Genomic DNA, 26,140 nt, shown 5'->3' on the forward strand with positions numbered 1-26,140 from the left:
AGAAATGTTTTCATAACCTTTTATAATTCTTTTTAGATCTCGGCTGTGAGAGCTGGGTCAGTACCCTCGGGACTGGGGGATCTCAAGCCTTTGAAGGGGAAACCCTCCGTAACCCCTGCCGTGGGTGAAGGGGGATCGAGGCTCTCCTGAGAAGCAGGTAATCCCCACCGTGAGGCGGGGATGCCCCATCCGTAAGGGCGGGGTAGTTCAATTCTCTCCCCATCTCCTATAAATATCGCTCCTAATGCCCAGGAGGTCCAATACCCTCCCCGCCACGGAGTTGATCATGTCGTTGATGGTCTTTGGCTTATTATAAAATGGCGGACTCGCTGGCATTACTATGGCTCCAGCCATGGTGACTAGCTCCATGTTTCGTATGTGAATTAAGTTGAGGGGAGACTCGCGTATCACCAATACCAGCCTCCGCCGCTCCTTTAATGCAACGTCGGCCGCCCTCGCTACTAGGTTATCCGTTATTCCATGCGCTATGGCTGCCAGGGTCTTCATGGAGCACGGCACTATTGCCATCCCATCGAAGTGAAACGATCCGCTTGCTATGGGGGCCGCCAAGTCGTTCTCTTCATATAGATGGGAAGCCATGGACTCCACGACTCCCTCCTCTATTCCCTCCTCCTTCATGACGGTCCTGGCGGCTCTGCTTATCACGACGAAAGTCTCTATTCCTAATTTACTCAACTCCTCCAGCACCCTGACTCCATACACAACCCCCGAGGCGCCGGTTAGTCCGAGGACGATCCTCATTGCTTGACGCCCGCCACGCCTGGATTGGCCAGGTAAATGGGGAGTCCATTGTTGAGCAGCACGTTCTCCACGCTCTTCGCCGTTATCTCAGCCATCTTGACTCGCGTATCAAGGGATGCTGAGGCTATGTGGGGGGTAAGAACTACGTTGCTCAACCGAAGCAATTCGCTCTCCGCAGGTATGGGTTCATCCTCGTACACGTCCAGCGCAGCTCCCCTTATCCACCCATTCTTCAACGCCTTTACAAGCGCATCCGTATCGACAATCGCTCCCCTCGCCACGTTTATCAGGTACGAGGTCCTCTTCATTAATCGCAGCCTTTCCTCGTTGACTATGTGCCTAGTTTCCTCGCCGAGCGCCACGGCCAGAACCAGGTAATCGCTCTCCCGGAATAAGTCCTCCAGGGAGACGGGCTCTATACCAAGCGCGGTCTCCACATGAGGCTTCCTGTGCCTGGACCAGTATATCACCCTCATCCTAAACGCGGTCGCTCTCCTTGCTATAGCGGTCCCTATATTGCCGAGCCCCAATATGCCCATCGTCTTGCCCCACACCTCATCCCCGATGTACTCGCCCCACACAGCGCCCGCGGAGCCGTTTCTTATGATCCTATCGCCCTCCACTATCTTACGTGAGACCCCCAGCATCAAACCAAACGCGAAATCGGCCACGGATTCCACGAGCACCTCCGGAGTGTACGACACGGGTATTCCCCTCCTCGTCGCTGCGCTTAGGTCTATGTGATCGAAGCCAACGCTGTATGTTGCCAGAACCCTTATCCTGGCCCCGCTCAGGGTTTCCTCGGTGACCTTATCGCCTATGGTTATGACGGCTCCATCGCATTCGGAGAACTTTCGCTTAAGCACGTCAGGGGGAGGGGCTGCCTTCCTATTCCACATTCCTATCCCATCGCTGTTCCACACATCCAGTCGAAAATGCCTTCCCAATTCATCGTATAATACCTTAGGGAAGGTGGATCTACTTATGAAGATGCAATCCATGCATTCACCCCTCCCCAGTATAATTAAAATGTTGCTTCAGGTTTAAAAATGAAAAACGAGCCACGAGCTGTGAATGAGGTACCAAAACCATAAATACATAACGCTGCATGGAATGGAGGAGGTGCTGAGCAATGCCACGGAGTGTTCTCCAAGGCCCGTCACAGTGCCTACATGGAGTGCCATAAACATGATTGCAGCAAGGGACGTGTTAACCACGATCGATTTGCCGTTCCGCGCAAAGGCGGCTTACGACGGGTTCGCAATATCATCTAACGACGCTCCAGGCAGGTTTAGATTAGTGGGATCGGTGAGGGTTGGAGAGGTACCCAGCTTCAGCGTCGGCAGGATGGAGGCGGTCTACGTGACAACCGGCGCCTACCTGCCGGATGGGGTGGATGCCGTGGTTCCGGAGGAGGACGCCGAGCTTGATGGCGATCAAGTCACGATAGGCCAGGTGGAGAAGGGCGCCAACGTGGATGCCGTGGGCAGTTACGCGACCAGGGGAAGCAAGGTACTTAGAGCGGGGGAGTTGATAACGGGCCACGTGATTCCCGCATTGACGGAGATGGGGATCATGGAGGTAGAGGCATACGGGAAATTACGGGTTGCCGTGCTCAGCACCGGAAGCGAGCTGATAAGGCCGAGGGACGTGGAGAGCGCTAGATCTGCTTTCCTATCGGGAAAGGTCATTGAAAGCACGGGCTCTCTGGCGGCTTGGTTCATTTCATCTTATATGCCGTACTTGTCCGTCAATGAAATGGATCTGGTCGTTGATGATGTGGATGAGGTGCGTCATGCGTTGAGGAGATTGATCGACAATAATGACATAGTGATAACCACAGGCGGCTCCGGGCCCGGCGATATAGATTACGCATGGGAGGGGATAAAGTCGCTTAATCCGCGGTGGTCAGTGAGGGGGATGCGCATGAGGCCTGGAAGGCCCACGTCGGTTGCCGTTATTGGGGATTGTAAGGTGGTCTTTGGGCTCAGCGGCCATCCCATAAGCGCATTGAATGCGTTGATCAATTTGGTTGACCCATTCGTTAAACGTATGTTGGGGATACGCAGGGCGGCGGCATGGCCCATCGCCAGGGGCAAATTAACGACAGCCGTGAACGCGGAGCCGGGCTTCCTAACGCAGGTGCGTGTTAGGGCTTCTATTAGGGAGGGGGAATTATTGTTCACGCCACTGGGCGGCGGCAGCTCCGTCACGTCATCGTTGGCCGCCACCGATGGGTTAATAACGCTTCGGGGTCCTGCCCCCAGCGGTGCCGTGGTGGATGCATTTATGTTGAGGGAACCAGGCGATTAGTTATGGGCATGCATATGATAGACATAACAAGGAAGAGCGATGTGTATAGGGAGGCAACAGCATCTGGATTACTGTCGCTGAGAGGCGGATTGGCCCGGGACGCCTCTACCGGCTTCACCGGCTTGGGTAACGTGGAGTCCACTATAGAGTTCGCCTCCATAATGGCTACAAAGAAGGCTTGGCAGTTCGTGGGATTACTGCACCCAATAGAATTAACATATGTAAGGCCTAGGGTGACGTTTAGAGAGGACGGGATACTGCTCTCCGTCACGGCGAGGACCCTGGGGAGGACCGGGGTGGAGATGGATGCATTATTCGGGGCATTCGTGGGCTTGCTGGCTGCTTGGAATGTGGTTAAGGCGAAATACTGCCTATGCAGTGGAGGCAAGTGTGAACCCATAATGGAAACCCCCCAAACCTCGGCTATGTTCGTCAGCGGCAACCCGGATATAATCGGGATAAGGGATTTGAGGGTTGAGTCCAAGATAAAATCGACCACACCGCTTGGTGAGGAGGAGACCGCTCACCACCGGCAAGCCCCGCCGATAGTATTTATGTTCGATGCAACGGAGGAGCCGCTCTACAGGGGGGAGGCGGTGTCGAGGGGCAAAATAGCGTTGAGGAGAACAACCCTGGACTTGATAAGCAACGGCAACGTGGAGAAGGGAGACGTGAGGACGGCCGCTCAGCTGGCCGGGATGATGGCGGCCAAGAAGGCATGGGACTTGCTTCCCCTCGTGCATAATAACGATATAACGGACGTGAGGATAGGCATAGATTTAGTGGAGGATGGAGTTACCGTGAAGACCATTACTAAGAACATATCAAGGACGGGGTCCGCCATGGAGTCGCTGCTCGCCACCGGCGTATCGCTGCTGACCATATGGGACATGGTTAAGAAATACGAAAAGGACGAGAACGGCCAGTATCCAGTCACGACTATAACTGAGGTTAGGCTGGAGAAGAACGAGAAGCGACCATTGGGTTAAATCCTAATCAGCGCTGACTGGCTTTGCCTTGAATGTCCTTATCTTCGTTATTATCCTATACCCGCAATTGGGGCAGTGAATGCCGGGGGACACCTCTAGATCGCTCTTGGAGAAGATTGTGCCGCACTTAATGCACATGTATATCTTACGCTCTGCAATAACCTCGCTTGCCTCGCCTCCCTCCAAGTTCTCCTCTGCCATCGCCATCCTTGCTGTCACTCGTTTAAAATGTTTTCTATTATGGCTAGCCTCCTAACCCTCTCCTCTCCCTTTATTTTCTCTATGACCTTGACGGCCCCCTCGGGAACCAGCCTGGTCCAGGACCTGTCGCCGCTGGCCATCATATATCTAATCCTCGACCCGCTCAACTCGCTTCGATTGAATAGTGGGGTCTGTCTCGTATTTATGTTCCACTGCTCCATGGCTAGCCTGGTGTAATCATCGTTTGAGTAAACCTCGTCGAATGCGGGGCAGTATTGCCTGACTAATGGATACCACAACAGAGATTGCCCGCCGGTATCTGGGATGCTGCACGTGGTTGCTTGGCCTATTGCCGCCTCCATCATTTCCATGCGTTCCCCCACCGTGAATGGGTTTCTATATGTAAAAGATGAATTGGCCGATCCTATTCCTATTATCACCTTGTAGCCCTTATCCATTAACCACTGAATGGCTTGCACGTGCCCATTATGCAGCGGCTGGAATCTGCCTATGAATAATGCCCTCATTCGATTCCATCATTTTTGATCGGTTTTTAAACATTAAATCAAAGGCCCCTTTCAAAAGCGATGAATCGAAGACTCCTCAACTCATGGATCGGCATTGAATTCCTGGGCAAGTTTTTAAACATGCTGGCCCTCGCATTTTTCGTGTCATACTCCGACAAAGTTAATGCCAAGCTAAGGGAGTTTGGTGCAGTCATGTTCAGCAAGGCTAGGATTAGGATGAGGGATGGCGAGGTAATAGAGGGAATAATACTGCCTAGGCCCGATGTAGGCGATCCTGACGTCGTGATAATCAAGCACGAGAATGGCTACAACGTGGGCGTTCACGTGGACGGCATAGGCGAGATCGAGGTCCTCCAGGTCTATTCGCCGCCCACCAGAGCCGGGCCAAGGCCATCATCTGGCAACGGACCTCGGGCTGCATTAATAGCCACGGGAGGCACCATAATGTCCAAGGTGGATTACGCGACGGGCGCCGTTTATCCATCCTTTAGCCTGGATGAGTTATATGAAATGTACCCGGAGCTACGGAGCATCGCATCTGTGGAATTAATTAATCTATTCTCCATTTTCAGCGAGGACATGAATCCAAGCAGGTGGACAGAGATGGGCGACGCCATAAATAAAGCAATGCAGGGCGGAGCTGAGGGCATAGTGGTTCTGCACGGAACCGATACCATGCACTACAGCGCCGCCGCCATGTCGTTCGCGTTTCGATCGGCCGCTGCGCCGATAGTGTTCACCGGCTCCCAGAGAAGCAGCGACAGGCCGTCGAGCGACTCGTTCGAAAATATATATGCATCCGTGCTGGCATCGGTGAAGGCCCCATTTGCCGAATCCGTGGTGTCCATGCACGCATCGTCAAGCGATGGCTTGATAGCGATTCATAGAGGCGTGAGGGCCCGCAAGATGCACTCATCCAGGAGAGACGCGTTTGTCAGCATCAACGCGAAGCCGATAGCCTTCGTGGACGTCACCAAGGGGGAGCTAAAGATGGCTGCAACCAGCTTCAAGCAAAGGGGGGAAACGGTATACGAGGGGGGATTCGATGATAGGGTCGCGCTTATAAAGTACTACCCGGGAATGGATGGAGAGGTGATAGATTACCTAGTGGATAGGGGCTATCATGGGATAGTGATAGAGGGCACGGGGTTCGGCCACGTCTCGGAGTCCGTTAGGGACGCGCTGGGGAGGGCCGTGGAGGCTGGGTTACCGGTCGTGGTCTCAACCCAGACCATATATGGCAGGGTTAACCTAAATGTCTATAGGAGGGGGGTCGAGCTGGAGAAGCTTGGCGTGATTCCGAGCGGCGATATGAGTTCGGAGACCGCCTACGCGAAGCTATCATGGATACTTGCCAGGACAAGGGATTTGGAGGAAGTCAGGAGGCTTGTGGCAACTCCCATGGCGTTCGAATTAAGCGAGAGAACGGAGCCTATTAATTATTGCCTAGGGGTGTCCTAGCGTGGTTAAGCATAAGGTTGGATTGGAGATTCACGTTCAATTAGACACTGAATCCAAGCTTTTTTGCAGGTGCCCAACCACGCTGAGGAATGATGACCCCCACTTCACGATCAAGCGTCGCCTCCGTCCATCCATGAGCGAGCTCGGCCAAGTAGATCCAGCGGCTCTCTGGGAGTTCAGGAAGAGGCGCGTCTACGTTTATGAGGGGTACAACGACTCCACGTGCCTGGTGGAGCTGGACGAGGAGCCGCCTCACGATATGAACGAGGAGGCCCTCAGCACTGCCTTGGCTGTTTCCATGCGGTTCAATGCAAAGCCGTTTGATGAGGTGATAGTGATGAGGAAGGTCGTCATCGATGGATCCAACACGTCTGGATTCCAGAGAACCGCCTTGGTCGCCAGGAATGGTTTGGTCACATTCATGGATCTGAAGGTTCCCATATGGACCATTGCGCTGGAGGAGGACGCGGCGCGGCGAATGGGGGAGAACGGAAGAGAGGTAATCTACAGGCTGGATAGGTTGGGCATACCATTGATAGAAATATCGACGGGTCCCATGGAGTACCCGCCGAACGCCATAATGGATATAGCGTTCTACCTGGGGCAAACGGTCAGGAATACGGGCAAGGCAAAGAGGGGGCTAGGCTCGATTAGGCAAGACCTCAATATATCAATAGAGGGCGGCGCTAAGGTAGAGGTTAAGGGCGTGCCTGAGCTCTCCCTAATACCTAAAGTTATTCAGTACGAGGTGGAGAGGCAGGTGAATCTCTTGAAGATTAGGGATGAATTAAATAGAAGAGGCCTCAAGCCCTACTCGCCGGACTTAGTTGACGTGACGAGCGAGCTTGCCTCTACCAAGTCGAACCTAATTCGGTCCGTGGTCGAGCAGGGAGGAAAGGTGATGGCGATAAAACTGCCCGGGCTCTCCGGCATACTGGGCTTCGAGCTTCAACCAAAGAGGCGGTTCGGGTCCGAGCTTGCCGATAGGGTGCGCAGTTGGACGGAGTTAGGCGGTTTGCTCCACAGCGATGAGCTTCCCAATTATGGAATAACGAGCGAGGAGGTGGAGAGGATTAAGTCTAGGCTAGGCGTTGATTCGTTTATATTGTTAAGCGGCATTGAGGAGTCCGAGCTCGTTGAGGCAGCCACGGTCGTCGTTGATAGGATCAACGAGGCGTTTAAGGGCGTTCCGGAGGAGACGAGGGCGGCTAACGATGATGGGACGACCAAATTCCTAAGGCCCCGGCCGGGCTCGGCCCGCATGTATCCGGAGACGGATCTAAGGCCGGTGAGGATAACGAAGGCACTGCTGGAGAGGGCTGCATCGCTTATGCCGGAGCCAATTGATGAGCAGTTGAGAAGGTACGTGGGGATGGGGATGAGCAGGGAGTTAGCGATGCAGGTAGTCAGGTCCCCCTATTCCAGGGACGTCGATAGGTTAATATCGATCTATGGAGGCAAGGCATCGCCGACTCTCATAGCATCGCTATTCGTGAATACGTTGAAGTACATAGGTAGGGAGGAGGGGTGGTCTGTCGACCCCATCGTTGGCATAGAGGAGGCAATAAAGCTCTACGCGGACGGCAAGATAACTAGGGAGGCAATAGGGGAGGCGCTGGAGGAGTACGCGAAGCGCCGCGGCTCAACCAGGGTGGAGGATATAGTGAGGGAAAGGGGATTGTTCAAATTATCGCCGGAGGACGTTGAGAGGATAGTTAGGGATACTGCCTCCAAGCTAGGCACGAGCAGTGAAGCGGTGATAATGCAGGAAGTGATGAAGAGGTACAGGGGGAGGATAGACGCCAGAGACGTCTCCGCCGCGTTGAAGCGCTTTAATTCATCATCATAGGCAAGCCCAGCTTCTTCCTGTACTCATTGTACTTGCTTATTAACTCCACGCTCCATTTATCTATGCTGCCAGGATCGCTTGGGTACCGCTCGTAAATGGAGCCAATGCTCTTCATGTAGTTCAACGCGGTGACCAGCTTCACTGCGAGGGACGGAACCGAGAGCAGCTTGGCCCCAGCCCTGACCCTCCTCACCGCTCCTATAGACATTGATCCCTTTATCGATATCTCCAATACATCGTCCTCGGTCAGTATCCTGGCCTTCAAGCCCTTGTTTATCTCCTCGTCGCTCAGCGATTGCAGCATTAACCTAAACACATCCAGCTTCGCCTGCTTTATCCCGTACACCTTCAAGTAGCTAGTGTTATAGCTCCATAATCCCTTCATGGATAGATCCCCCTTTTCAAACGCAGCCGCAACCGCATCGCTGGCCAGCTTGGCCGACTCGAGCGCGGGCCCGAGGCCGCCTCCGTGGACAGGATTGACGGCCACCGCGGCATCCCCCACGGCCAGTATGGATGGACCCACCATTGACTTCAAAGGCCTCCTAGTGGGCACTATGCCACCTCCGCTGTGGATTATCTTGCGACCGTGAACGTACTTGGAGTTAGCCAAGTACTTCTCGTAGTTCTGCCTGGGGTTCAATCCCTTCTCCTTGACGAGCTTCCCCCATATGCCCAGCCCTATGTTCATTGTATTCCTGGACTTCGGGAAGAGCCACCAATAGCCGCCCGGCGATATGTTGTTGTCGAGGTATATCTTTATGAACTCGGGCTCCTCTATATCGTAATCCACCTCTATTATCTCCCTGTAGGCATAAGATGCATCCTCTGGCAATAGGGGCTCCGATATTAGCCAATTAGAGGGCAACCTGCTCCTGACCACCCCAGTCGCGCCTGACGCGTCTATCACTACCTTGCCAATAACCTCCGACTCTCCATGCCCATCCTCGCTCGTTACCTTGACCCCCGCCACCCTACCATTATCAAGTATTGGAGCCGTAACGGATCGCCTCTCGTATATGGTAGCTCCATTATTTACGGCTTGCCTGGCCAGCCATGGCCCCCACTTACTCATGTCCAGCCCATACCCCTCGCCCAACACCCTATATCTAACGCTCATGTCTGGGCTAAAGACGTCAGCGCCCTTATAGTGAATCATTGCTACCCCGCTCTCCAGTCCCAGGCCCAGCGACTCAACGTGGTGGGATCCTATGGCGTCCCCGGTTACCTTGAATATATCATCAACTCTCTTCCTCTCCACTATGGCGACGCTAAAACCATTCTTGGCCAATAGGTGGCCAGCATATGAACCAGCAGTTCCGGCTCCCACTATCACCACGTCGTATCTATTGCTCATGCAATCGCCCCCCATGCATTGGGTTTTAACCTTATCGGCTCGCGCACTTTCAGGATCCCGCCACATCCCTGCCCGGGTTCCGGTAAGGTAAAAATTAAAAACCGCGCTCCCCGTCGAATGACCAAGGGTCCGTAGTCTAGCGGTTAGGATACTCCCCTGACGCGGGAGAGATCCCGGTCGGGCCGAGTTGCCCGGGGAAGGTTCAAATCCCGGCGGACCCACCACGTCTTAACCCAATACATTGAGCGAGGAATACGCCCCGCTTTCTCGTCATGGCTGGCTTCAATAAATGGTCCCCTCTATATGTCACAGCAATCCAAGGCTGTTCCTCTGAACTGGTTCATATTTTAGCGACGATCTCCTTCAATTTATCGCTGAACGTCCTAATTGTTAAGCCCTTTGTTTTCTCCATGGCTGCCGTCGAGAAGCGTTTAAAGTCCGAGTCATCGCTGAGAAGCCTAATCAATCCCTGGACGGCTTCATCTGAGTCGGAGTAACCAACCCCCCTTAATCCCTCCTCCGCCAAGTCAGTCCATGCCCCTCCTGATTTATGCACAACTATCGGCAATCCCCTGGCCATGGCCTCGGCCACAGCTATTCCCCAGTGCTCATTTATGGTAGCATGCAAAAACGCCCGTGCTGAATCCATTGCGGAATTTATGCTGGATCGAGGCGCGTTGGGCACTATGTTTATTGCAGCGCCTCCCGGTTCTCCCACATTAACGCTTAGCCCGGCGCGTCGAGCCATTTCGGCCACCCTATTCATGTAATTGATCTGGGTCCTCGTGGTGGCTCCCCCGAATATTATCAGCCTTGCATCCGGCAATTGCTTTATCAATTTAGGCATCACCTCCGTGACCACCCAGTGATACCTCTTCTCCTCGCTGAACCTGCCCAGCATTACTATGCTCCTCGACCTTGCCTCTACGCTTGGAGACGGGCTTGCCTCCGTGTTGGGGGCTATTGGCGGGTTAAGCACGATGGGTTCCCCGCCGTAGACCATCTTTACCACGTTGGCCGTCCACTTCGAATTAGTCAACACTGCATTGGCATCTTCAAATGGGTTCCTCCTCATGTATCTGGGCAGCATTGCCGTGAATATCTTCCAGTATATGTTGAGGGGGAACTTGCCGTATCTCTCCATTATATAGGGATCCTCCCCATACGCTAAGCCCGATCCCTTGAACTTGGGATCCACCACCACCTCAAGGGGGAAATGTATATATTCAATTATTCTAAGGGATTCCCGGTATTTCAATAGGGGTTTGTATGTTTGCTCATCTGTGAATAGGAGGGAGGCTCGGTATTTCTTCACCGCGACCTCCGCTGGCCGCCACGCATATAGCCTAGTCCATAATCCGAATGCCTTAACCCCAATTGAAAGCGTGATTATCTTGAACTTGGCTAGATCTATCCCGTACCACTCCATGTACTTTGAGGGATCGAATGGGAAAGTGCCGGTTAGTATGGGCTCAAAGCCGGCCTCGCTTAACGCAACGGCAGCAGCGGCATCCACCAACTGCCCCCCACCCGGCGACCCCCAGTATCGATGACTGACTACGGCATATCCACCATTCATTGCAGTGCCAATTATCATGAACTATAAAAATATTCAGTGCTGACCTCCTCCCCGTCCTGAGGGGCGGGGCTCTCCGGGGTCTGGAGGGTTACACCCCCTTAACGGGTGCTACTCCATCGTGGAGAACTAGGAATTACAGTGGTTTCTTAATTGCAGATACTACTTTACCTACCGCTTTCTTAAGGATGTTCAAAGTACCGTTTAAGTCGCTGTGCATCTTATGCCCCCTTAGGCAATTAACGACTCCTCTTGGGTTTCTTTTAACCTCCACGCCGTGGTAGTCGCGTAGCCTTGACGTGTCGTACTCAACAACCTCGAACACCTTCATGCCATATTCTTGTGCTTTAAACTCGATTGCTTCCATCAACTCGCGGTAAGACCACAGATTTGTAGTGAACTTATTCCTTGTCTCGTGCTATATTGTATGGATAACCTAGATAAAATGGTAGACATCCCAAGCTCATAGAGCGTTTTCACCAAGTGGGACACCAAGCTTTCTGTAAAGATGCAGAAGACGCCTGTATAGTTTCTCAAAAAGTCTTCCTTTTCTCTCTTGCAAGCTCGTGGAAGAATTGTTGCCTTCTCTCGTGGTTCACCTCATTGAAGAGCTTGGCACATTCATTGGCTAACCTCCTTAACTTTCTTTCCGGGGAGCCGTTTGGCAGGAGGCGGATTACGTTAGTCCTCCTATTCGTTTAGCTGGTCCTCCCCCGGCATTGCGGGGGTGATCGGCCCCCGCTCCTCATCCTCTGAAGATTGACCAGGTGAGGACGCCACGGGGGGAGCGGATGGGTGGTTAAAAACTATCCCCGCCCCTAGAAGGAGCGAGGCTTGTCCTCTTCTCTATTCATTGAGTTGAAAAGCCGTTATTAACTGGTGATTTAGCGTAAGGTTGGGGCTCAAGTTTAAAAGGAATTATAGGGTCCCTCCTCCATGGTTCCTCCCCTGCGAAAGATAGGGAGCAATGTTTGGGAGATACCTAGGGATTACAAGCCGTGCATGAAGGTGCCGGCCAGGATATTTGCAAGTGATTCATTGATGGAGAAAATGAGGAATGACTTAACGCTTGAACAGGTCGCCAACGTGGCTTGCCTGCCGGGAATATATAAGTACAGCATAGCGTTGCCGGATGCGCATCAAGGCTATGGATTTCCAGTGGGGGGAGTTGCTGCAGTCGATGCCAGTTCGGGCGCAATAAGTCCAGGCGGTATTGGGTATGACATAAACTGCGGCGTCAGGGTGTTGAGAACGGACTTGAAGATAGACGATGTGAAGCCCAAGCTCAGGGAGCTGGTGGACGCCATATTCAAGCTAGCTCCAGCCGGCGTTGGGGAGACGGGCCACGTGAAGCTCCAGGTGGGAGAGCTGGATAGGGTGCTCAATGAGGGGGTTGCCTGGGCGATAGGGAAGGGATACGGTTGGAGCGAGGATCAGGAGCGGATAGAGCAGAACGGCAGTTGGGACTATGCTGATGCATCCAAGGTAAGTCAAAGGGCAAAGGAGCGGGGACGGGGCGAGCTCGGCACGATAGGTTCCGGGAATCATTTCATAGAGGTCCAGGCAGTGGAGCGGATATTCGATGAGAAGGTAGCCAAGGCATTTGGAATAGACGAGGTGGGGCAGGTTTTAATCATGATACACAGCGGCTCCAGGGGACTTGGCCATCAAGTGGCCACGGATTACATTAGAATAGCGGAGGGAAAGATACGGCAATGGGGGCTCGTGCTGCCGGATAGGGAGTTAGTATCCATGCCCGTGAATACGAGGGAGGCCCAGGATTACTTGCACGCCATGGCGGCAGCCGCCAATTATGCATGGACCAACCGCCACCTATTGATGCACTGGGTCAGGGAGGCATTCAGGTCCGTGTTTAATAAGGACCCGGATAAGCTGGGAATGAGGGTGGTCTACGACGTTGCCCACAACATCGCGAAGTTGGAGGAGCACGACGTGGAGGGGCAGAGAAGGAGCGTTTGGGTTCACAGGAAGGGAGCCACCAGGGCGTTTCCAGCGGGTAGGCCGGAGATACCCAAGGTTTACAGGGATATAGGCCAGCCCGTCCTCATTCCCGGAAGCATGGGGACTGGGTCCTATATACTGGTGGGGGCAGCTACATCGATGGACCTGACATTCGGAACCGCTCCCCATGGGGCTGGGAGGCAATTAAGTAGGTCCGCCGCAGTTAGGATGCTGCCTCCCAGCAAGGTTAAGTCAGCGCTGGAGGGGAGGGGCATAGTTGTCAGGAGCGCTGAATCGGAGATAATAAGCGAGGAGGCCCCGGAGGCCTATAAGGATGTGGACTCGGTGGTGGAGACAGCCGATGCTCTTGGGCTGGCCCGCAAGGTTGTGAGGACAAGGCCTATAGGCGTTGTGAAGGGATGAAGCAACTATTTGAGTTTCTCCTCTTAATCTTTTTAAGCATATACCTGATCCGCATTCATGGAGTTAGGCAGTATAATTAAGTCGATAGAGGACAGGGTGAGGGTCATCGATGAGACGCGGGAAAAGCTGCTTAAGGATACCAGGGATATAATAAGGACGTCCAAGGAAGTGATATTGAGGATAGCCAAGGGCGATCTGGATTCCAAGTCCAACAGCGTTGATAGAATAGTAGATCAAGTTAAGAGCGTGGTCGACGCGGCAAAGAAGGTTCCCGAGGTGTACTATAGTGGATTATTGGATGGGCCATTAGCGGAGTACGCGGAGGCCATGATACTCTACCACCTGATCAAGTTCAATAGATACCCAACCCCAGAGGAGTTGGGGATATATGATATCCCCTACGTGCTCGGGCTGGGCGACGTGGTTGGAGAACTGCGCCGCATAGTGCTGGACATGCTGAGGCTTGGAAGGGCCAGCGACGCGGAGGCCTTGTTTAAACGCATGGAGGAAATATATGAATCCCTCTCCCTATTGATAATACCTAATGCATTGGCGCCCGGCTTGAGGCCTAAGGTTGATGTGGCCAGGAAACTCGTGGAGAGCACTCGGTCTGATCTCTTCCTGTATCAGGTCAAGAGGGGAATTGCAGGCAATGAGGATAGTGAGGACTATAAATGAAAACTACGTGAAATCCCGCGTTCCAAGAGGCTTCAACTTGAGCGCAGCCAGGGCAGTGCAGCGCAGGTTATCCGGCCTAGTCGTGGAGAAACCATTGAGCGAGAGGAGATTGGTGGCCGGTCTGGATGTCGCCTATGTGGGCAATACTGCGGTGGCCGCCGCCGTCATTGTTGACTCAATTAGCAAGGCTGTGATGGACTCCGCCGTTATATATACGCGAGTGGATTTTCCCTATATTCCCACCCTGCTTTCCTTTAGGGAGCTGAAGCCCATGGTGATGGCCTATAAATCGCTCGAGAGGGCCCCGCACGTGGTTATGATAGATGGACACGGCATCGCCCATCCATATCGTTTAGGCATAGCGGCCCACTTTGGAGTAACCATGGGGATGCCAACTATTGGGGTGGCCAAATCCTTATTATATGGAGAGTGCGACGTGGACGTGGATGCCTCCCCCATACTTGATCCGGCCACTGGGGACCAGCTGGGCGCCGTGATTCGATGCGGCGCGGGTCTTGGGCCCACTTTTATCAGCGTGGGCAATCTAATCTCGCTTCCCGATGCCGTTAGATTGGCAAGGGAATTATGCGTCTCGTCTGTGATGCCGCTTCCCATATTGATGGCTCATAGGCTCGCCAATAAGGCCAAGAAATCCATTAAGCCTCAATCAGGTTGAATATCGTGATTTAAGGAGGCTTGAAATAGGAAAGTTTTTAAATAGCTAATTAAACGGGTTATCATAGGTGAAGTGGGCGAGAGGAGATGAAGATACCGTTTTGCACTTTCTGCGTGAAGTCGCGCATGTTTTGTGCCAAGTGCCAATCCCTTCTGGATAGCGGGGAGTATGAGGAATTAGACGTGGATGTGATAGATAAGCTATTATCAATGGAGCAGAAATACAAACAGTACCTATCAGATGTATCCTACAGTAAATCCTACAAGGTGAGGAATTTATTGTTGATAGCGATGGTAGGCATCAGGGGAATTCCAAAGAGCATCGTTAAGCAAATGGAGGAGGAATTGACGAGCGAGCTAGGCATCAATGTTAGGCTGGTGGAGCACACTACTAAGGTAAATGAGCTTGCGACTCAATTGACTTACCCGGCAAGGATATATAGCATATCAATGGCTTGGCTGCCTGATGGAACTAATGAAACGATAATTAAGATACCGAGGCACGAGACCGGCAGGCTTCCATTCAAGCCAACGGAGCTGGGCAAGGTCCTCAGCAAGCTGACCAGGGAGAACGTTAAAGTTGAAGTAGTGGGTTAATGCTTTTTAACGGCGTGATCTCCTCCAATGCAATGAAGAGCTGGACGGTTGAAGCAGCATCGATGCCGGATGGGTCTCAAGTGGAGTTGGCGGGCTGGGTTTGGGATGTGAGGGAGGTCGGTAAGATAAGGTTCATAATATTGAAGGACAGGGAGGGCGTTATCCAGTTAACGGTTAAGAAGGGGGATGTGCCGCAAAGCGTTTGGGAGGCAGCGGCTGGGTTGGTCAAGGAAGACGTAATACTCGTGAAGGGGGTAGTTAAGGCGAGCCGGATAGCCAAGAGCGGCGTGGAGGTTATACCAAGCGAGTTGAGGATTCTAAATAAATCAAAACCGCTTCCCATAGATATATGGGGAAACGTCGCCCAAACGGAGCTAGACGCTAGGCTGAGGTACAGGATCGTGGACCTGAAGAGACCGGAGTCGCTGGTCATATTCAAGGCATCGAGCGCCGCGGCCAGGGCCATCAGGGAGTCCCTGTATGATAGGGGATTCATAGAGGTTTTCACGCCTAAGATAATATCGACCAGCACCGAGGGCGGGGCTGACTTGTTTCCAGTTCAATACTTCGACGTGGTGGCCTACTTGGCCCAGAGCCCCCAGTTATATAAGGAGGAATTAACGGCTTCCTTGGAGCGGGTGTTCGAGATAGGGCCTGCCTATAGGGCTGAAAAACACAGCACCACTTATCACTTGAATGAGTTCATATCTGTGGATTTAGAGGCTGCCTTCATGAATTATAGGGATGTCATGTCGATACTGGAGGACGTGATAATCAATGTTTACTCAAGGATACTGCAAGTGCCCGGCGTCGTGGATATGAATAAGGAAATATCAGTGCCCAAAAAACCCTTTGCCGTGGTCTCCTATGATGATGCACTAGAAATGCTGGGCAAGAAGGGGATAAACGTGAGGTGGGGGGATGATATTCCAAAGGAGGGACTTGAGGCGCTCACGGGCGAGGTGGGTTCCCCATTCTTCCTGGTGAATTTCCCGACGTCGCTTCGCGCGTTTTATACAATGCCCGTGGAGGGCGATCCCTCACGGAGCGAATCATTTGACTTGGTAATAGATGGAGTGGAGATAGTGTCAGGCGCGACTAGGATACATGATAGGAAACTTCTCGAGAATGCCTTGATCAGCAGGGGCTTGAATCCGGCCAATTTCGAATCACATCTGGCCGCCTATGAGTGGGGCATGCCTCCCCATGCTGGTTGGGGGCTTGGCTTTTACAGGCTATTAATGGTGATGCTGAGGAGGAGCAATATACGGGAGGTTGTGCTTTTCCCCAGGGATAGGAATAGGTTAACCCCTTAGTATCCTTTAAATACTCCCCAATCCTTGAATGGGCGTGGACGTGGCTGCATTCACTGTTGCATCGACGCTGTCGGGAGGCCACTTGAGGATTCTCAATGCAATGTCGAGGTACCCAAGGAGGCCCACGCTCTTCATACCTAGGAATTATTATGAGGGATTGATAAACACCTTAGAGGAGTATTACGAGGGCAAGTTCGTGGACTTCGTGGTTAACAATACCGTAGTGCTGCCGCCGCGGCCGTTGACTAATCCGATAGCCGCGGTCCTATACATGAGATATATACGGGCTAAGTTCAAGAGGGATTTTTCTTATTATGATATTTTCTATATTCCCCACGAGCACACCGATTTAGCCATGATGTTCAAGGGCCTTGATCATCCATGGACCGCGCTGCTGCAGCTGACCCCCGCGGTGGGCTCGTTGGCGTACAACGGCGATGCCTCCACCATAGAGTTGATAGCCAATAACTACATAGTTCAGAACGAGAGCAGATTGCCTCAATTCATGCTCAGCGAGAAGCTGCTCGAGTTGAAGCTGGCGGAGACCGTTTTCAGGGGAGTGCCCGTGCTCTCCGTATCTAAATCAATAGGATATGAACTTAAGAGGCTTGGCGTCAACATGATGGTGGAGCCAATAGAGCCCGGCGTTGGAGTGGATGCATGCAGCATGGGGCGTAGCGGGGGTGCGCGTAAAGACATAGACGTTATATTCTTTGGTAGATTGATACCGGGCAAGGGAATTTTTGAGTTCCTTCACGTGGTGCGGAGGATGCGTTCATTGATGGGTAAGGACGTGGTGGCGGTGATGGCCGGCCATCCCGAGAGGATTAGGTACGTGAAGGAACTGCGGCGGCGGGCAGTTAATATGGGATTGAAGATAGATATAATGCCGGGGGTGGGGAGGATGGAATTGATGGACTTGGTATCCAGATCCAAGGTATTCGTCTACCCCACCAAGTTGGACTCGGTCGGCATGGTTGTGCTGGAGGCCCTCAGCTGCGGCGTTCCAGTGGTGACCCACGATATACCGGCCACTAGGTTCAATTTTAGAACTAGGTCCGTGATAAGGGTTCCCGTCCGCGATGTGGATTCCATGGCATCCGCGGCCGTGCATCTATTGATAAATGACGAGGAAAGGGAGTTGCTGGGCAGGCTTGGAAGGAGGTTTGCGGCCAAGTTTAATTGGGAGGACGTGGCGACCGCTGAGTGGGATGCATTGAGGAAAGTGATCAGTATGTGGAGCATTGAAGGCAATGAGGAGGTTCGCCCAAAGGCAAACTAATGAGGGAATCAATTAATGTGCATAGGCATGCTTTAAAGCTGGCGTTAATCTAGTCAATGATGGGAAGGGCTGTCGTGTTGGGCTTGGGGCCCATGGGAAGGGCCGCTGCATATTACCTGTCCAAATACACCGAGAACGAGGTGGTGGGCTTCGATATATCGGCCAGCGAGGTGGAGAGGGCTAGATCACTTGGAATAAATGCCTCCCAGGCAGATGCCCTAGCAGGGATAGATAGTATTGTGAAGGATGCAGATGTAGTTATAGGCGCGCTTCCCCAATCAATGGCGGATGAGGCCGTGGCGGCGGTTCACTCAGTTGGGGTTCCAATGGTCGACATGATATTCATGTGGAAGTACGATGAGGCTAAGGCGGCTTCCTTGAGGAATGGAGCGATAATAGTGCCGGCGTGCGGATGGGCGCCCGGATTGACTAATCTTCTGGCTGCAGCTGCCGTGAGTGAGTTAGACGACGTGAATCAATTGGAGATCCACGTCGGGGGCAATCCGATAAATCCATCCCCACCCCTATACTACTCCATTTTATTCTCGCTTGATAGCACAATAGATGAATACGTCAGGCCAGCCACTGTTGTTAGGGACGGCAGGCCAACAACCGTGGATCCCTTGGATGAGGTGAAGGCATTCAATACATCAATGATAAAGGGGGACTTCGAGGAGTTCTACACGGATGGGTTATCCACGTTGATCGGCACATTGAAGGTGAGGAACATGGCGGAGCTCACCATAAGGTGGCGAGGCCATCTGGAGGCCATGAAATTGCTGCGGAGACTGGGGTTACTTGATGATAGGAAGTTGGCTTCCCAGGTCCTTGGCAAGGCATTGGGCAGGGACGAGAGAGATTTCTCAATAACCGTGGTGGAGGCGCGTGGATCCACTGATGGCGAGGAGGCCATTATTAGATACGAGGGCATTGATTATGCTTCCGACCAGTTCACATCCATGTCAAGGCTCACCGGCTTCTTCGCAGCCATAACGGCCAACTTAATAATTGATGATTACATAAGGGGAAGCGGATTAACTCCCATAGAGACCGTTTACAGCGGTGACTTGTTTGGAATAGTAATGGATGATCTCAGAAAGGTTGGCATAAAGTTTTGGAGAGTCGAGCGTAGGATAGTTGATTGAGGGACTAGCGCGGCAACTGCCACTCGCTTAACGGCGTGGGCGGAGCATCCACGATTCGTTTATTAATTATTTAATCAATTGATTAATCATGAAGGTGGTGCAATTCCAAGAAAGCGGATTAGATAATCTGAAAGTAGTCGAGACGGAACGGCCGAGGCTTGGTTCCCATGATGTTTTGCTTCAAGTAATGGAGGCTGGCGTGAATCCGATAGATTACTATGTTGTTTCATCCATCAACGTGAGGCCCATGCCGCATGTACCAGGCGCTGAATTCGCGGGGGTGGTAGTGGAGGTCGGGGATCACGTCAGCGATTTCAAGCCAGGGGATCGCGTGGCTGTCTATAATAGGGTATTCGATGGTTCCTGCGACATGTGTCTCTCATCCATGGAGCATCTATGTAGAAACGGTGGAATAATGAGCGTTGTGACCAACGGTGGCTGGGCCGAATACGTGGCGGTGCCCGGCAAAAATTTAGTTAAAATTCCTGAGATAGGTTGGGAGATCGCGGCCAGTCTACCTGTGTCGGCGCTTACTGCTTATCATGCATTGATGTCGGCGGGACTGCGCCCGGGAAACGTGGTGGCAATCTTCGGCGCATCCGGCAATACGGGGCAGTTCGCGGTTCAGCTTGCTAAAATGATGGGAGCAGAGGTGATAGCCGTCACGGGGAAGGATTGGGTTAGGGAGTTGGGAGCCGATTACGTCGTCACAGCCGATAAGGCAGTGGATGAGATCGGCAAGCTAACGGGCGGCAGGATGGCCGACGTCGTAATTGACCCCCTTGGACAAAGCACGTGGACCGCCAGCATTGGAGCCGTTGGTCGAAGGGGGAAGTGGATAACCTTTGGTCAATTAACTGGGGGCGAGGTCACACTTTCTATTTCTAAGTTATACTCAAGCGAGGCATGGATAATAGGATCAACTGGAGGCACCAGGAAGGAGTTGAGTGAATTGGCGAAGTTATCTCCTAAATTGAAAGTGAGAGTGGATAAGGAGTACGACATGAATGATGCGCGCAATGCATTGGATAGATTATTTTCCAAGCAGCGAAATGGGAGGGTAATGCTCAGAATAGGCCGATAATATGAATTGATATGGGAAAGGTAAGTCTCGTCCTAACGGGCGAGGGGTCAGAATCGGCATCAATGCATCTATTATCTTTGTGATAAAAGAAACGACAAACCTAGCCTTTTAGGGCATTAGGTTTAGATACCTACGTTTCGCTAGCCCCTCTCGGTTAATTCTTTGAGGATGGGGGGCTGGGGCTGACTACCCCAGCAATGCCAGTAGGGGGAGGGGGCCGAGTAGCCCTAAAGGGGCGTAACCCCCAAGATCCCAGAGAACCCTCGCCCTTCAGGGCGGGGAAGGGGTCAGTAGCTTATTTTTCGAAGCAACAGCGATCCCATTATTATCAATGCCATGGAGATCACGCCCAATGCTGTAAATGCGGAGGCGAAGCCGAGGAATCCAAGCATTCTTCCAATCAAGTATGGAGATGCCGTTCCTCCAAGCTGGGTCATGAAGTTCAAGAAGGCGCTGGCGCTGCTTATCCTTGCCGATGACTTGGATGATGCTAGGGAGGGGGATGCGTAGAATCCATACATGAAGCCCATCATGGCCATAAATGTCTCTTGGAGCGGAAAGGGAAGCCAGTATATTATCAACACTATTGCCGCTATCATGGAGGAGCCCAGTATGCTTGGAGCCACATAGCCGAACCTATCTCCTATTGCCCCTCCTATTATAGTCCCTATGGAGCCCAGCGCCGTTGATGTGAAGGCATATATTCCGCTCATTGAATGGGTTGCCCCCAGAACATGAACCGAGTAGTAGGTGGACCAAGCAACAAAGCCCAGGTAGGAAAAGCCGGCGGCGAACCGTATCAGTCCCATCCCAACCACCCTAGCATTAATTGCTGGAGAGCTTGCCGATTTGCCGCTCTTCACATCGGTCCCAAGCAGCAATGCCGTCAACGGAATTAATGGGATCCCGTATGAAATGAATGGAATTGTATGATTGAATGAGAATAACAGCGGAGTTACCGCTATTGAAATGGATGATCCAATGAAGAAGGCACTTTGATAAATGCCGACAGCCAACCCACTCCGCCTCTGAGTCGCTACTACTAGGCTGACCAGGAACACATATATAAAGGACGATAACGAGCCCGCCACGAACTGCAGCATCAATACGTAGCCGTATGAATTGATGAATGATGGAAACGACAAGAATATGATGGCTAATGCGATGCCGGCAATTATGGCGCCCTTAGCCCCAGCCCTCTCCACCAATGTTCCGCTGGGCATCATAAAGGCAGTATATCCAATCCAGTACGCCGTAACCAGCAATCCCTCAATTGATGGATCCACGTGCATTAATTGACCCAGAAATGGCAATAGGGATGGCGTTGTGAACCTAATCATGACTATCAATAAAAATACGCCGAAGGCCAGCGGCAGTGGCTTCACGACTTTTTGAGGCGGTGTTATGTTTAATTGCGTTACGCCCTGGCTATGTCCCTCCCTTCCTGCCTATTAAGGTTGATACGGCCCAGAGAAACAGAACTATAGCGCCCACCTCAATGTAGGTCCTATACTTAGCCCCAACATGAATTAGGCTACTTAATTCCAGTAAATTACCGCCTTGTAGCGATATCTCGCTCATGGATATCGCCGGCGGGGTGACTGTTGAGTAGAATTGCCTCGGCGATTGGATACCCATTGTTATGATGGAGGAATTACCCGTCCACGTAGATGATATGTTGGCGGTCCCCTCCATGGTATCCGCGCCGAAGTTCCAAGCACTTGGTGGGCGTAGGATGCGCGTTCCATTGACTATAAACAGCGATAAATTAATTGAGGCGGCGGTGAATTCGGCAATGCTGGAGTTACCAAACCCCCCGACCACAAGCTCCGCATCGTATAGATTACCAAATGGAGTTAGCCGTCCGCCATCAACCATGAACCAAGCATCGCTGGGTAACCGCGTCGATGTTTTCCAATCACCTATGGATGAATTGACTCCAATCACTAGATAGTAACTACTTCCATTACTATGGACCTCCTCGAATAGGCGCGCATTGAGGGGCAGCGATGAATTGCCTAGGACATGGCTTCCAAATAGGTAGTTACCCTCGCTTATCAGCGGTGCATTCAGCTGCGGGCCGCTTTCATTCCATATATTTATAACAGACATGAACTTGCCATTATAATATGCAAGCTCGTCTTGTATGAAGTACGTACTTCCATTTAAGATCATGTTGGCATTCAATTGAATCCCGTAGCTGCTGGACTCCGCCATTCCTATCTCGACGACCCCCACGAATCCAGTGGCATTATATTCATACGACGTGAGCGATCCATTGCTGTACGCCACGCCATAATCTGCCATCCCCACGGGCATGTTGACCCTGGCCGCCTCCAATGGATTCACCGCCTCGTAGACGAATGACCTAGATTCGACCTGACCATCGGCTTGCATCAGAATTGCGTAGGAACCGTTACTCAATATTACCCTTCCCACTACATGATTTCCACTCCCATTGAAGTATACCATTAATTGGCCAGCATGGGAATAATTACTCAATTCATTAAACGGAATCAAATATACATTTACGGATGAGTTGGAGATAACATCTATGTCCACTAGGCTCATGGAATCCGTTGAAAAGCTCTGATAATATGCCCCATTTATGAACTTATAGAATGATAGATTAATGGACGGTATGGCAGGCAGTGCCTGGACGTAACCGGCAATCGCAATGCCCGACGTCAATAACGCCGCAAATACTATTAACGATGCCAACCGCATTTAACCCCAGTCCAGGCACTGGATTAAATCCCAAACAGTCAAGGTGTAATGGTCTAGTAATAGGATTTCTTCCTTAGTGGGGCATGGCTGAACCTCGCGATTCTGGTGACCCTACATTACTGAGGGCTTGATGGGCATTATCAGTTGCAATGCATAGCTCGTCGCAATAATAGATAAAAACGCCATAATCTCACATTGAAATTCGTGGATCCCATCGTATACTTGATTATCGGCGTTGGGGTTGCTTACTTAGTAATAGGAGCGATGCTGTCATTTTATTCATTGAAGGCTTTTCAATTGCTTCGCAATTCCAAGCTGCTTGGTCTAGCCCTTGGTTTTTTGCTTCTTGGGATAGCCGTATTGATGGAGAGCGCGCTATCGCTTATATATGGAATAGATAGGATAGTATATCTATATTCCAGGGCAGTCTTCGTCCACGCCCCCCTAGTGGCTGTATTATATAACGTGATCGTGTTGGCCGCGTACATAGCCTTCGCTTACTCCGTCACCAACATATCGACATCTGCCTCTCCATTAATTTTGATAAGCCTTTATTCAAATCCATTGATGCAATTGCTTACTCCTGCAATTCAATTATACGTGGCGCTCATGCTATGGATTCAATACTACAAGGGAAACTCACTGGTAATATCAAATGCTGTTGCATTCACTTTATTGCTGGTGGATAACTTCGTGCTTCAAGCGTTAAGCGGCAAGCTGCATCCATTTCTATCATTATTGATCTTCTCAGTGATAAGGGTGCTTGGCTTGGCTTTTTTGGTAAATGGAGCCACCAAAGTGAATTACCATGAGGGATAAGAAGAAGCGCAGTAGGATAGAAATAATAGCGGACATATTGGCTTACCTTGATAAGAATGGTTGCTCCAGGCCAACCAGGATGGCCACGGCCCTGAACTTATCATATGATAAGTTGATGGATTACGTAAAGGAGTTGGATCAGAGAGGCATGATAATGACAAATATGGAGGGCATATGCATCACGTCCCGTGGCCTTCAATTTCTCCGGGAGTACACCAGGTGGAGCAACTTCGCTAAGTCGTTTGGAATAGATGTTTAACTGCCATCCTTCTAAAGGATCAGGGGCCCCTATGTGGAACAGCTCATCTCAATTAATGTGAGGCGAGGCGGTCTATTTTCAATCAGCCCTCAGGCATTAACCTGCGTGCGGCCATTATCAGCGGGTCCCAGGCCGTGGATAGAGGAGGCAAGTATCCCAGCTCAGCGAAGAATAGGTCCTTTATAGTGAGGCCGTGTTGCACCGCCACGGCTATCACGTTTACCCTGGCCAGCACCCCCTCCTCGCCCACTACCTGGCCTCCTATTAGTTTGCCCTTATTATCGCTTACCAGCTTGACCCAAGTCAAACCGCCGCCAGGATAATACCTAGACCGCGTTCGTGCCTTTATTATGGAGGTCCTCGGATTAAGTCCCAGCTTTATCGCGTCCCCCTCCTTTACCCCGGTGGATCCTATCTTCAAGTCGAAGAACCTAGTTATGCTGGTCAACACGACTCCGGGGAACACCATGTCGCCGCCGGCCGCATTGACTCCAGCCACGTAACCCATCTTATTCGCTATCGGGCCGAATGGGGCAATTGTTCTATGTCCAGTGATCGCGTTGACTGTCTCCACCACGTCCCCGGCCGCGTATATGTCCGGCTTGCTTGTCCTCATGTGGTCATCAACTATTATTCCGCCGCTTCCTCCCACGTTCAATCCAGCATTAATCGCAAGCTCGGAATTAGGCCTTATGCCCGTCGCCATCACTACAGAATCCCCCGCGTACCTTCCCTTACTTGTCTCCACCACCATTCTTCCATTTATGTCCAAGCCCACCGAAACCGCTTCCTCTCCCAATACGAGATCGACAGCCCCTCTTAATTTATTCTCCACTATCGCTGACATATCGCCGTCCAGTACCCTCGAGAGCAAGTGATTGGACCTGGATATGATAGTTACTCGCTTCCCTAGGCCTGCCAACGCCTCCGCCATTTCAATCGAGAGGAAGCCTCCCCCCACTATGATTATGTCTCGCGCTGACCATAATCGTTGCTTGACCATGGCTGCATTGGCTGGATGGTACACTGTCAATACATCGCCGTTGATTGGTATATTGGGCAATCTAGGCCTAGCTCCCGTCGCTATTATCAATTTATCGTATTCGATAAAGCCGCGTCGCCCTCCCTCATTAACCACCAGCTCCCCATCCCTTATTTCCATTACCTTTGTGTTTATCTTCACGTGAGCTCCCTTTATTTTTTCAAATTGAGATGCATCGTATGCCGAGAATAATCGCTCATCCGAGAAGTATCCGCTAACATAATATGGTATCCCGCAAGGCGCGTGCGATACAATCCTGGTTTCCTCCAACACGACTACATCGGCATCATTATTCAGTTTCTTGGCTCTCGAAGCCGCGCTCATGCCGGCCGCCCCGCCTCCTATTATGGCTATTTTCATAAATAGGCTGGGAAGCAGCGCCTTTTTAAGGCGGAGAGAATGGATTGAATTTAGGCGGCCAGGGCCGCATCTTGGTGGGGCAATTCGCGACGGGGGCCTGGAGGAGTTAGCCTAACCTCACTTCATATATGTCCTCATATATGGGTCCCCTGGGGGTTAAGGTGCTCTTCTTCAATTTAATCGAATTCACGTCCTGCCACCCGAAATCCGCTTCTTGCCATTCATTTATTGCCTGGATCAGCTTAGCCTTATTCCTGCCGCTCTTGACCCTGGCCATGGTTATGTGGGGTGAGAACTCATCGGAGTCCTTCCCAACTATATCAGATAATGCTTCATTAACGGCATCGCGAAATGCAGCCGCCTCATTGCTTCCCTCTCCCATTCCGACCCATACAACTCTAGGGTAATCCATGTTTGGAAAGGCGCCCGTTCCAGTTAAGTGGATTCTGAATCCATTTCCGGTTATAGTTGATAATTTGTTCGCTATCGTGGGAACAATGGAATCCTTCACCTCCCCTATGAACCTCAATGTTAGGTGTAGATTATCCAGTTCCACAAGCTTTAGATCAGCGCCGCTTGACTCAAGTTCCTCCTGGAAGCGCTTCAATTTGCTCCGCACGGTCTGGTTGTTTATGTCTATGGCTACGAAGAGCCTCATCATCTATTTCTATCGAGTTTCGATTAAAATGTTTTGCTTGACGCCCTCAAACATGGAGTGGTAGATAGCTTCCAGATC

At 51.7% G+C, this 26,140-nt stretch carries 25 protein-coding genes and 1 tRNA gene; 15 read left to right on the forward strand and 11 right to left on the reverse strand.

Annotated features, from left to right (window positions below; genetic code table 11):
* Positions 1-207: 207 nt before the first annotated feature.
* Both ACZ5ZS_RS03805 and ACZ5ZS_RS03810 read right to left on the reverse strand, forming a co-directional pair.
* Positions 208-762: a UbiX family flavin prenyltransferase gene (locus tag ACZ5ZS_RS03805; protein WP_229657756.1), complete on the reverse strand. Its 555-nt coding sequence runs from the start codon at positions 760-762 to the stop codon at positions 208-210.
* Positions 759-1,763, reverse strand: a complete 1,005-nt coding sequence (locus ACZ5ZS_RS03810) for a 2-hydroxyacid dehydrogenase (RefSeq protein ID WP_188597034.1) — start codon at positions 1,761-1,763, stop codon at positions 759-761. Before ACZ5ZS_RS03810 ends, ACZ5ZS_RS03805 begins: the two co-directional genes overlap by 4 nt.
* A 73-nt stretch (positions 1,764-1,836) precedes the next feature.
* Here ACZ5ZS_RS03810 and ACZ5ZS_RS03815 point away from each other — a divergent pair, with 73 nt between their 5' ends.
* Together ACZ5ZS_RS03815 and ACZ5ZS_RS03820 are read left to right on the forward strand one after the other, a co-directional pair.
* Entirely contained in the window at positions 1,837-3,075 is a 1,239-nt protein-coding gene (locus tag ACZ5ZS_RS03815) for a molybdopterin molybdotransferase MoeA (protein WP_188597035.1), read from the forward strand.
* A 2-nt stretch (positions 3,076-3,077) separates the two neighbouring features.
* On the forward strand, positions 3,078-4,064 hold the full coding sequence (locus ACZ5ZS_RS03820; RefSeq protein ID WP_188597036.1) for a cyclic pyranopterin monophosphate synthase MoaC: 987 nt from the start codon (positions 3,078-3,080) through the stop codon (positions 4,062-4,064).
* 3 nt (positions 4,065-4,067) lie between these two features.
* Here the strand turns inward: ACZ5ZS_RS03820 and ACZ5ZS_RS03825 are convergent, their stop codons facing one another.
* Both ACZ5ZS_RS03825 and ACZ5ZS_RS03830 read right to left on the reverse strand, forming a co-directional pair.
* Entirely contained in the window at positions 4,068-4,265 is a 198-nt protein-coding gene (locus ACZ5ZS_RS03825) for a TFIIB-type zinc ribbon-containing protein (RefSeq protein ID WP_188597037.1), read from the reverse strand.
* 14 nt (positions 4,266-4,279) lie between these two features.
* A complete protein-coding gene (locus ACZ5ZS_RS03830) occupies positions 4,280-4,792 on the reverse strand; it encodes a nicotinamide-nucleotide adenylyltransferase (protein ID WP_188597038.1) in 513 nt (170 codons plus the stop codon).
* Between the two features lie 60 nt (positions 4,793-4,852).
* Between ACZ5ZS_RS03830 and gatD the strand changes: the two genes are divergently transcribed.
* Both gatD and gatE read left to right on the forward strand, forming a co-directional pair.
* The gene (gatD, locus tag ACZ5ZS_RS03835; RefSeq protein ID WP_229657757.1) at positions 4,853-6,253 is read left to right on the forward strand and encodes a Glu-tRNA(Gln) amidotransferase subunit GatD; all 1,401 of its coding nucleotides are present in this window, start codon (positions 4,853-4,855) and stop codon (positions 6,251-6,253) included.
* 1 nt (position 6,254) lies between these two features.
* On the forward strand, positions 6,255-8,102 hold the full coding sequence (gatE, locus tag ACZ5ZS_RS03840) for a Glu-tRNA(Gln) amidotransferase subunit GatE (RefSeq protein WP_188597039.1): 1,848 nt from the start codon (positions 6,255-6,257) through the stop codon (positions 8,100-8,102).
* On the opposite strand, the gene ACZ5ZS_RS03845 is transcribed toward gatE, so the two are convergent.
* Positions 8,086-9,459: an NAD(P)/FAD-dependent oxidoreductase gene (locus ACZ5ZS_RS03845; RefSeq protein WP_188597040.1), complete on the reverse strand. Its 1,374-nt coding sequence runs from the start codon at positions 9,457-9,459 to the stop codon at positions 8,086-8,088. The genes gatE and ACZ5ZS_RS03845 overlap by 17 nt on opposite strands.
* A gap of 125 nt (positions 9,460-9,584) precedes the next feature.
* On the opposite strand from ACZ5ZS_RS03845, the gene ACZ5ZS_RS03850 reads away from it, so the two are divergent.
* Positions 9,585-9,683 (forward strand) — tRNA-Val (locus ACZ5ZS_RS03850).
* A gap of 116 nt (positions 9,684-9,799) precedes the next feature.
* Here ACZ5ZS_RS03850 and ACZ5ZS_RS03855 read toward each other — a convergent pair.
* A complete protein-coding gene (locus ACZ5ZS_RS03855; protein ID WP_188597041.1) occupies positions 9,800-11,038 on the reverse strand; it encodes a glycosyltransferase in 1,239 nt (412 codons plus the stop codon).
* A 133-nt stretch (positions 11,039-11,171) separates the two neighbouring features.
* Positions 11,172-11,402 carry a transposase gene (locus tag ACZ5ZS_RS03860; protein WP_229657758.1) on the reverse strand — a complete coding sequence of 77 codons (231 nt, stop codon included), beginning with the start codon at positions 11,400-11,402 and terminating at the stop codon, positions 11,172-11,174.
* A gap of 569 nt (positions 11,403-11,971) precedes the next feature.
* Here ACZ5ZS_RS03860 and ACZ5ZS_RS03865 point away from each other — a divergent pair.
* The 8 genes from ACZ5ZS_RS03865 (at position 11,972) to ACZ5ZS_RS03900 (ending at position 20,197) form a co-directional block, all read left to right on the forward strand.
* A complete protein-coding gene (locus tag ACZ5ZS_RS03865; protein WP_188597042.1) occupies positions 11,972-13,420 on the forward strand; it encodes an RtcB family protein in 1,449 nt (482 codons plus the stop codon).
* A 57-nt stretch (positions 13,421-13,477) separates the two neighbouring features.
* Positions 13,478-14,098: a translin family protein gene (locus tag ACZ5ZS_RS03870; RefSeq protein WP_188597043.1), complete on the forward strand. Its 621-nt coding sequence runs from the start codon at positions 13,478-13,480 to the stop codon at positions 14,096-14,098.
* Complete coding sequence (locus ACZ5ZS_RS03875) at positions 14,073-14,774, forward strand: endonuclease V (RefSeq protein WP_188597044.1); 702 nt, start codon at positions 14,073-14,075, stop codon at positions 14,772-14,774. The genes ACZ5ZS_RS03870 and ACZ5ZS_RS03875 overlap by 26 nt, the downstream gene beginning before the upstream one ends.
* 86 nt (positions 14,775-14,860) lie before the next feature.
* Positions 14,861-15,370 (forward strand): transcription elongation factor NusA, encoded by a 510-nt coding sequence (locus ACZ5ZS_RS03880; RefSeq protein ID WP_188597045.1) that lies wholly within the window; start codon positions 14,861-14,863, stop codon positions 15,368-15,370.
* 32 nt (positions 15,371-15,402) lie between these two features.
* Positions 15,403-16,686: an aspartate--tRNA(Asn) ligase gene (gene aspS / locus ACZ5ZS_RS03885; protein ID WP_188597046.1), complete on the forward strand. Its 1,284-nt coding sequence runs from the start codon at positions 15,403-15,405 to the stop codon at positions 16,684-16,686.
* Positions 16,687-16,720: 34 nt separating this feature from the next.
* The gene (locus ACZ5ZS_RS03890; protein WP_188597047.1) at positions 16,721-17,968 is read left to right on the forward strand and encodes a glycosyltransferase family 4 protein; all 1,248 of its coding nucleotides are present in this window, start codon (positions 16,721-16,723) and stop codon (positions 17,966-17,968) included.
* A 59-nt stretch (positions 17,969-18,027) separates the two neighbouring features.
* Positions 18,028-19,113 carry a saccharopine dehydrogenase family protein gene (locus ACZ5ZS_RS03895; protein ID WP_188597048.1) on the forward strand — a complete coding sequence of 362 codons (1,086 nt, stop codon included), beginning with the start codon at positions 18,028-18,030 and terminating at the stop codon, positions 19,111-19,113.
* Positions 19,114-19,201: 88 nt separating this feature from the next.
* Positions 19,202-20,197, forward strand: coding sequence for an alcohol dehydrogenase catalytic domain-containing protein (locus ACZ5ZS_RS03900; RefSeq protein ID WP_188597049.1), 996 nt, complete (start codon positions 19,202-19,204; stop codon positions 20,195-20,197).
* A 287-nt stretch (positions 20,198-20,484) separates the two neighbouring features.
* Here the strand turns inward: ACZ5ZS_RS03900 and ACZ5ZS_RS03905 are convergent, their stop codons facing one another.
* Both ACZ5ZS_RS03905 and ACZ5ZS_RS03910 read right to left on the reverse strand, forming a co-directional pair.
* Positions 20,485-21,582 (reverse strand): MFS transporter, encoded by a 1,098-nt coding sequence (locus tag ACZ5ZS_RS03905; RefSeq protein ID WP_188597050.1) that lies wholly within the window; start codon positions 21,580-21,582, stop codon positions 20,485-20,487.
* A gap of 43 nt (positions 21,583-21,625) precedes the next feature.
* Positions 21,626-22,924, reverse strand: coding sequence for a thermopsin family protease (locus tag ACZ5ZS_RS03910; protein ID WP_188597051.1), 1,299 nt, complete (start codon positions 22,922-22,924; stop codon positions 21,626-21,628).
* Between the two features lie 204 nt (positions 22,925-23,128).
* Here ACZ5ZS_RS03910 and ACZ5ZS_RS03915 point away from each other — a divergent pair, with 204 nt between their 5' ends.
* Together ACZ5ZS_RS03915 and ACZ5ZS_RS03920 are read left to right on the forward strand one after the other, a co-directional pair.
* Positions 23,129-23,743 carry a hypothetical protein gene (locus ACZ5ZS_RS03915; protein ID WP_188597052.1) on the forward strand — a complete coding sequence of 205 codons (615 nt, stop codon included), beginning with the start codon at positions 23,129-23,131 and terminating at the stop codon, positions 23,741-23,743.
* Positions 23,733-24,002, forward strand: a complete 270-nt coding sequence (locus ACZ5ZS_RS03920; protein WP_075059245.1) for a winged helix-turn-helix domain-containing protein — start codon at positions 23,733-23,735, stop codon at positions 24,000-24,002. The genes ACZ5ZS_RS03915 and ACZ5ZS_RS03920 overlap by 11 nt, the downstream gene beginning before the upstream one ends.
* A gap of 82 nt (positions 24,003-24,084) precedes the next feature.
* On the opposite strand, the gene ACZ5ZS_RS03925 is transcribed toward ACZ5ZS_RS03920, so the two are convergent.
* Together ACZ5ZS_RS03925 and thpR are read right to left on the reverse strand one after the other, a co-directional pair.
* The gene (locus ACZ5ZS_RS03925) at positions 24,085-25,404 is read right to left on the reverse strand and encodes an FAD-dependent oxidoreductase (protein WP_188597053.1); all 1,320 of its coding nucleotides are present in this window, start codon (positions 25,402-25,404) and stop codon (positions 24,085-24,087) included.
* Between the two features lie 106 nt (positions 25,405-25,510).
* Complete coding sequence (gene thpR, locus ACZ5ZS_RS03930; protein WP_188597054.1) at positions 25,511-26,065, reverse strand: RNA 2',3'-cyclic phosphodiesterase; 555 nt, start codon at positions 26,063-26,065, stop codon at positions 25,511-25,513.
* Between the last annotated feature and the right edge of the window lie 75 nt (positions 26,066-26,140).

The sequence above is a fragment of the Thermocladium modestius genome, from assembly GCF_055398215.1.

Coding starts and splice junctions, on each gene's coding strand:
- ACZ5ZS_RS03820 (WP_188597036.1), top strand. CDS start 3,078: ATGGGCATGCATATGATAGACATAACAAGGAAGAGCGATGTGTATAGG.
- ACZ5ZS_RS03810 (WP_188597034.1), bottom strand. CDS start 1,763: ATGGATTGCATCTTCATAAGTAGATCCACCTTCCCTAAGGTATTATAC.
- ACZ5ZS_RS03870 (WP_188597043.1), top strand. CDS start 13,478: ATGGAGTTAGGCAGTATAATTAAGTCGATAGAGGACAGGGTGAGGGTC.
- ACZ5ZS_RS03920 (WP_075059245.1), top strand. CDS start 23,733: ATGAGGGATAAGAAGAAGCGCAGTAGGATAGAAATAATAGCGGACATA.
- ACZ5ZS_RS03845 (WP_188597040.1), bottom strand. CDS start 9,459: ATGAGCAATAGATACGACGTGGTGATAGTGGGAGCCGGAACTGCTGGT.
- ACZ5ZS_RS03925 (WP_188597053.1), bottom strand. CDS start 25,404: ATGAAAATAGCCATAATAGGAGGCGGGGCGGCCGGCATGAGCGCGGCT.
- ACZ5ZS_RS03880 (WP_188597045.1), top strand. CDS start 14,861: ATGAAGATACCGTTTTGCACTTTCTGCGTGAAGTCGCGCATGTTTTGT.
- ACZ5ZS_RS03900 (WP_188597049.1), top strand. CDS start 19,202: ATGAAGGTGGTGCAATTCCAAGAAAGCGGATTAGATAATCTGAAAGTA.
- ACZ5ZS_RS03815 (WP_188597035.1), top strand. CDS start 1,837: ATGAGGTACCAAAACCATAAATACATAACGCTGCATGGAATGGAGGAG.
- ACZ5ZS_RS03805 (WP_229657756.1), bottom strand. CDS start 762: ATGAGGATCGTCCTCGGACTAACCGGCGCCTCGGGGGTTGTGTATGGA.
- ACZ5ZS_RS03895 (WP_188597048.1), top strand. CDS start 18,028: ATGGGAAGGGCTGTCGTGTTGGGCTTGGGGCCCATGGGAAGGGCCGCT.
- gatD (WP_229657757.1), top strand. CDS start 4,853: ATGAATCGAAGACTCCTCAACTCATGGATCGGCATTGAATTCCTGGGC.
- ACZ5ZS_RS03860 (WP_229657758.1), bottom strand. CDS start 11,402: ATGGAAGCAATCGAGTTTAAAGCACAAGAATATGGCATGAAGGTGTTC.
- aspS (WP_188597046.1), top strand. CDS start 15,403: ATGAAGAGCTGGACGGTTGAAGCAGCATCGATGCCGGATGGGTCTCAA.
- thpR (WP_188597054.1), bottom strand. CDS start 26,065: ATGATGAGGCTCTTCGTAGCCATAGACATAAACAACCAGACCGTGCGG.
- ACZ5ZS_RS03875 (WP_188597044.1), top strand. CDS start 14,073: ATGAGGATAGTGAGGACTATAAATGAAAACTACGTGAAATCCCGCGTT.
- ACZ5ZS_RS03865 (WP_188597042.1), top strand. CDS start 11,972: ATGGTTCCTCCCCTGCGAAAGATAGGGAGCAATGTTTGGGAGATACCT.
- ACZ5ZS_RS03910 (WP_188597051.1), bottom strand. CDS start 22,924: ATGCGGTTGGCATCGTTAATAGTATTTGCGGCGTTATTGACGTCGGGC.
- ACZ5ZS_RS03855 (WP_188597041.1), bottom strand. CDS start 11,038: ATGAATGGTGGATATGCCGTAGTCAGTCATCGATACTGGGGGTCGCCG.
- ACZ5ZS_RS03825 (WP_188597037.1), bottom strand. CDS start 4,265: ATGGCAGAGGAGAACTTGGAGGGAGGCGAGGCAAGCGAGGTTATTGCA.
- ACZ5ZS_RS03830 (WP_188597038.1), bottom strand. CDS start 4,792: ATGAGGGCATTATTCATAGGCAGATTCCAGCCGCTGCATAATGGGCAC.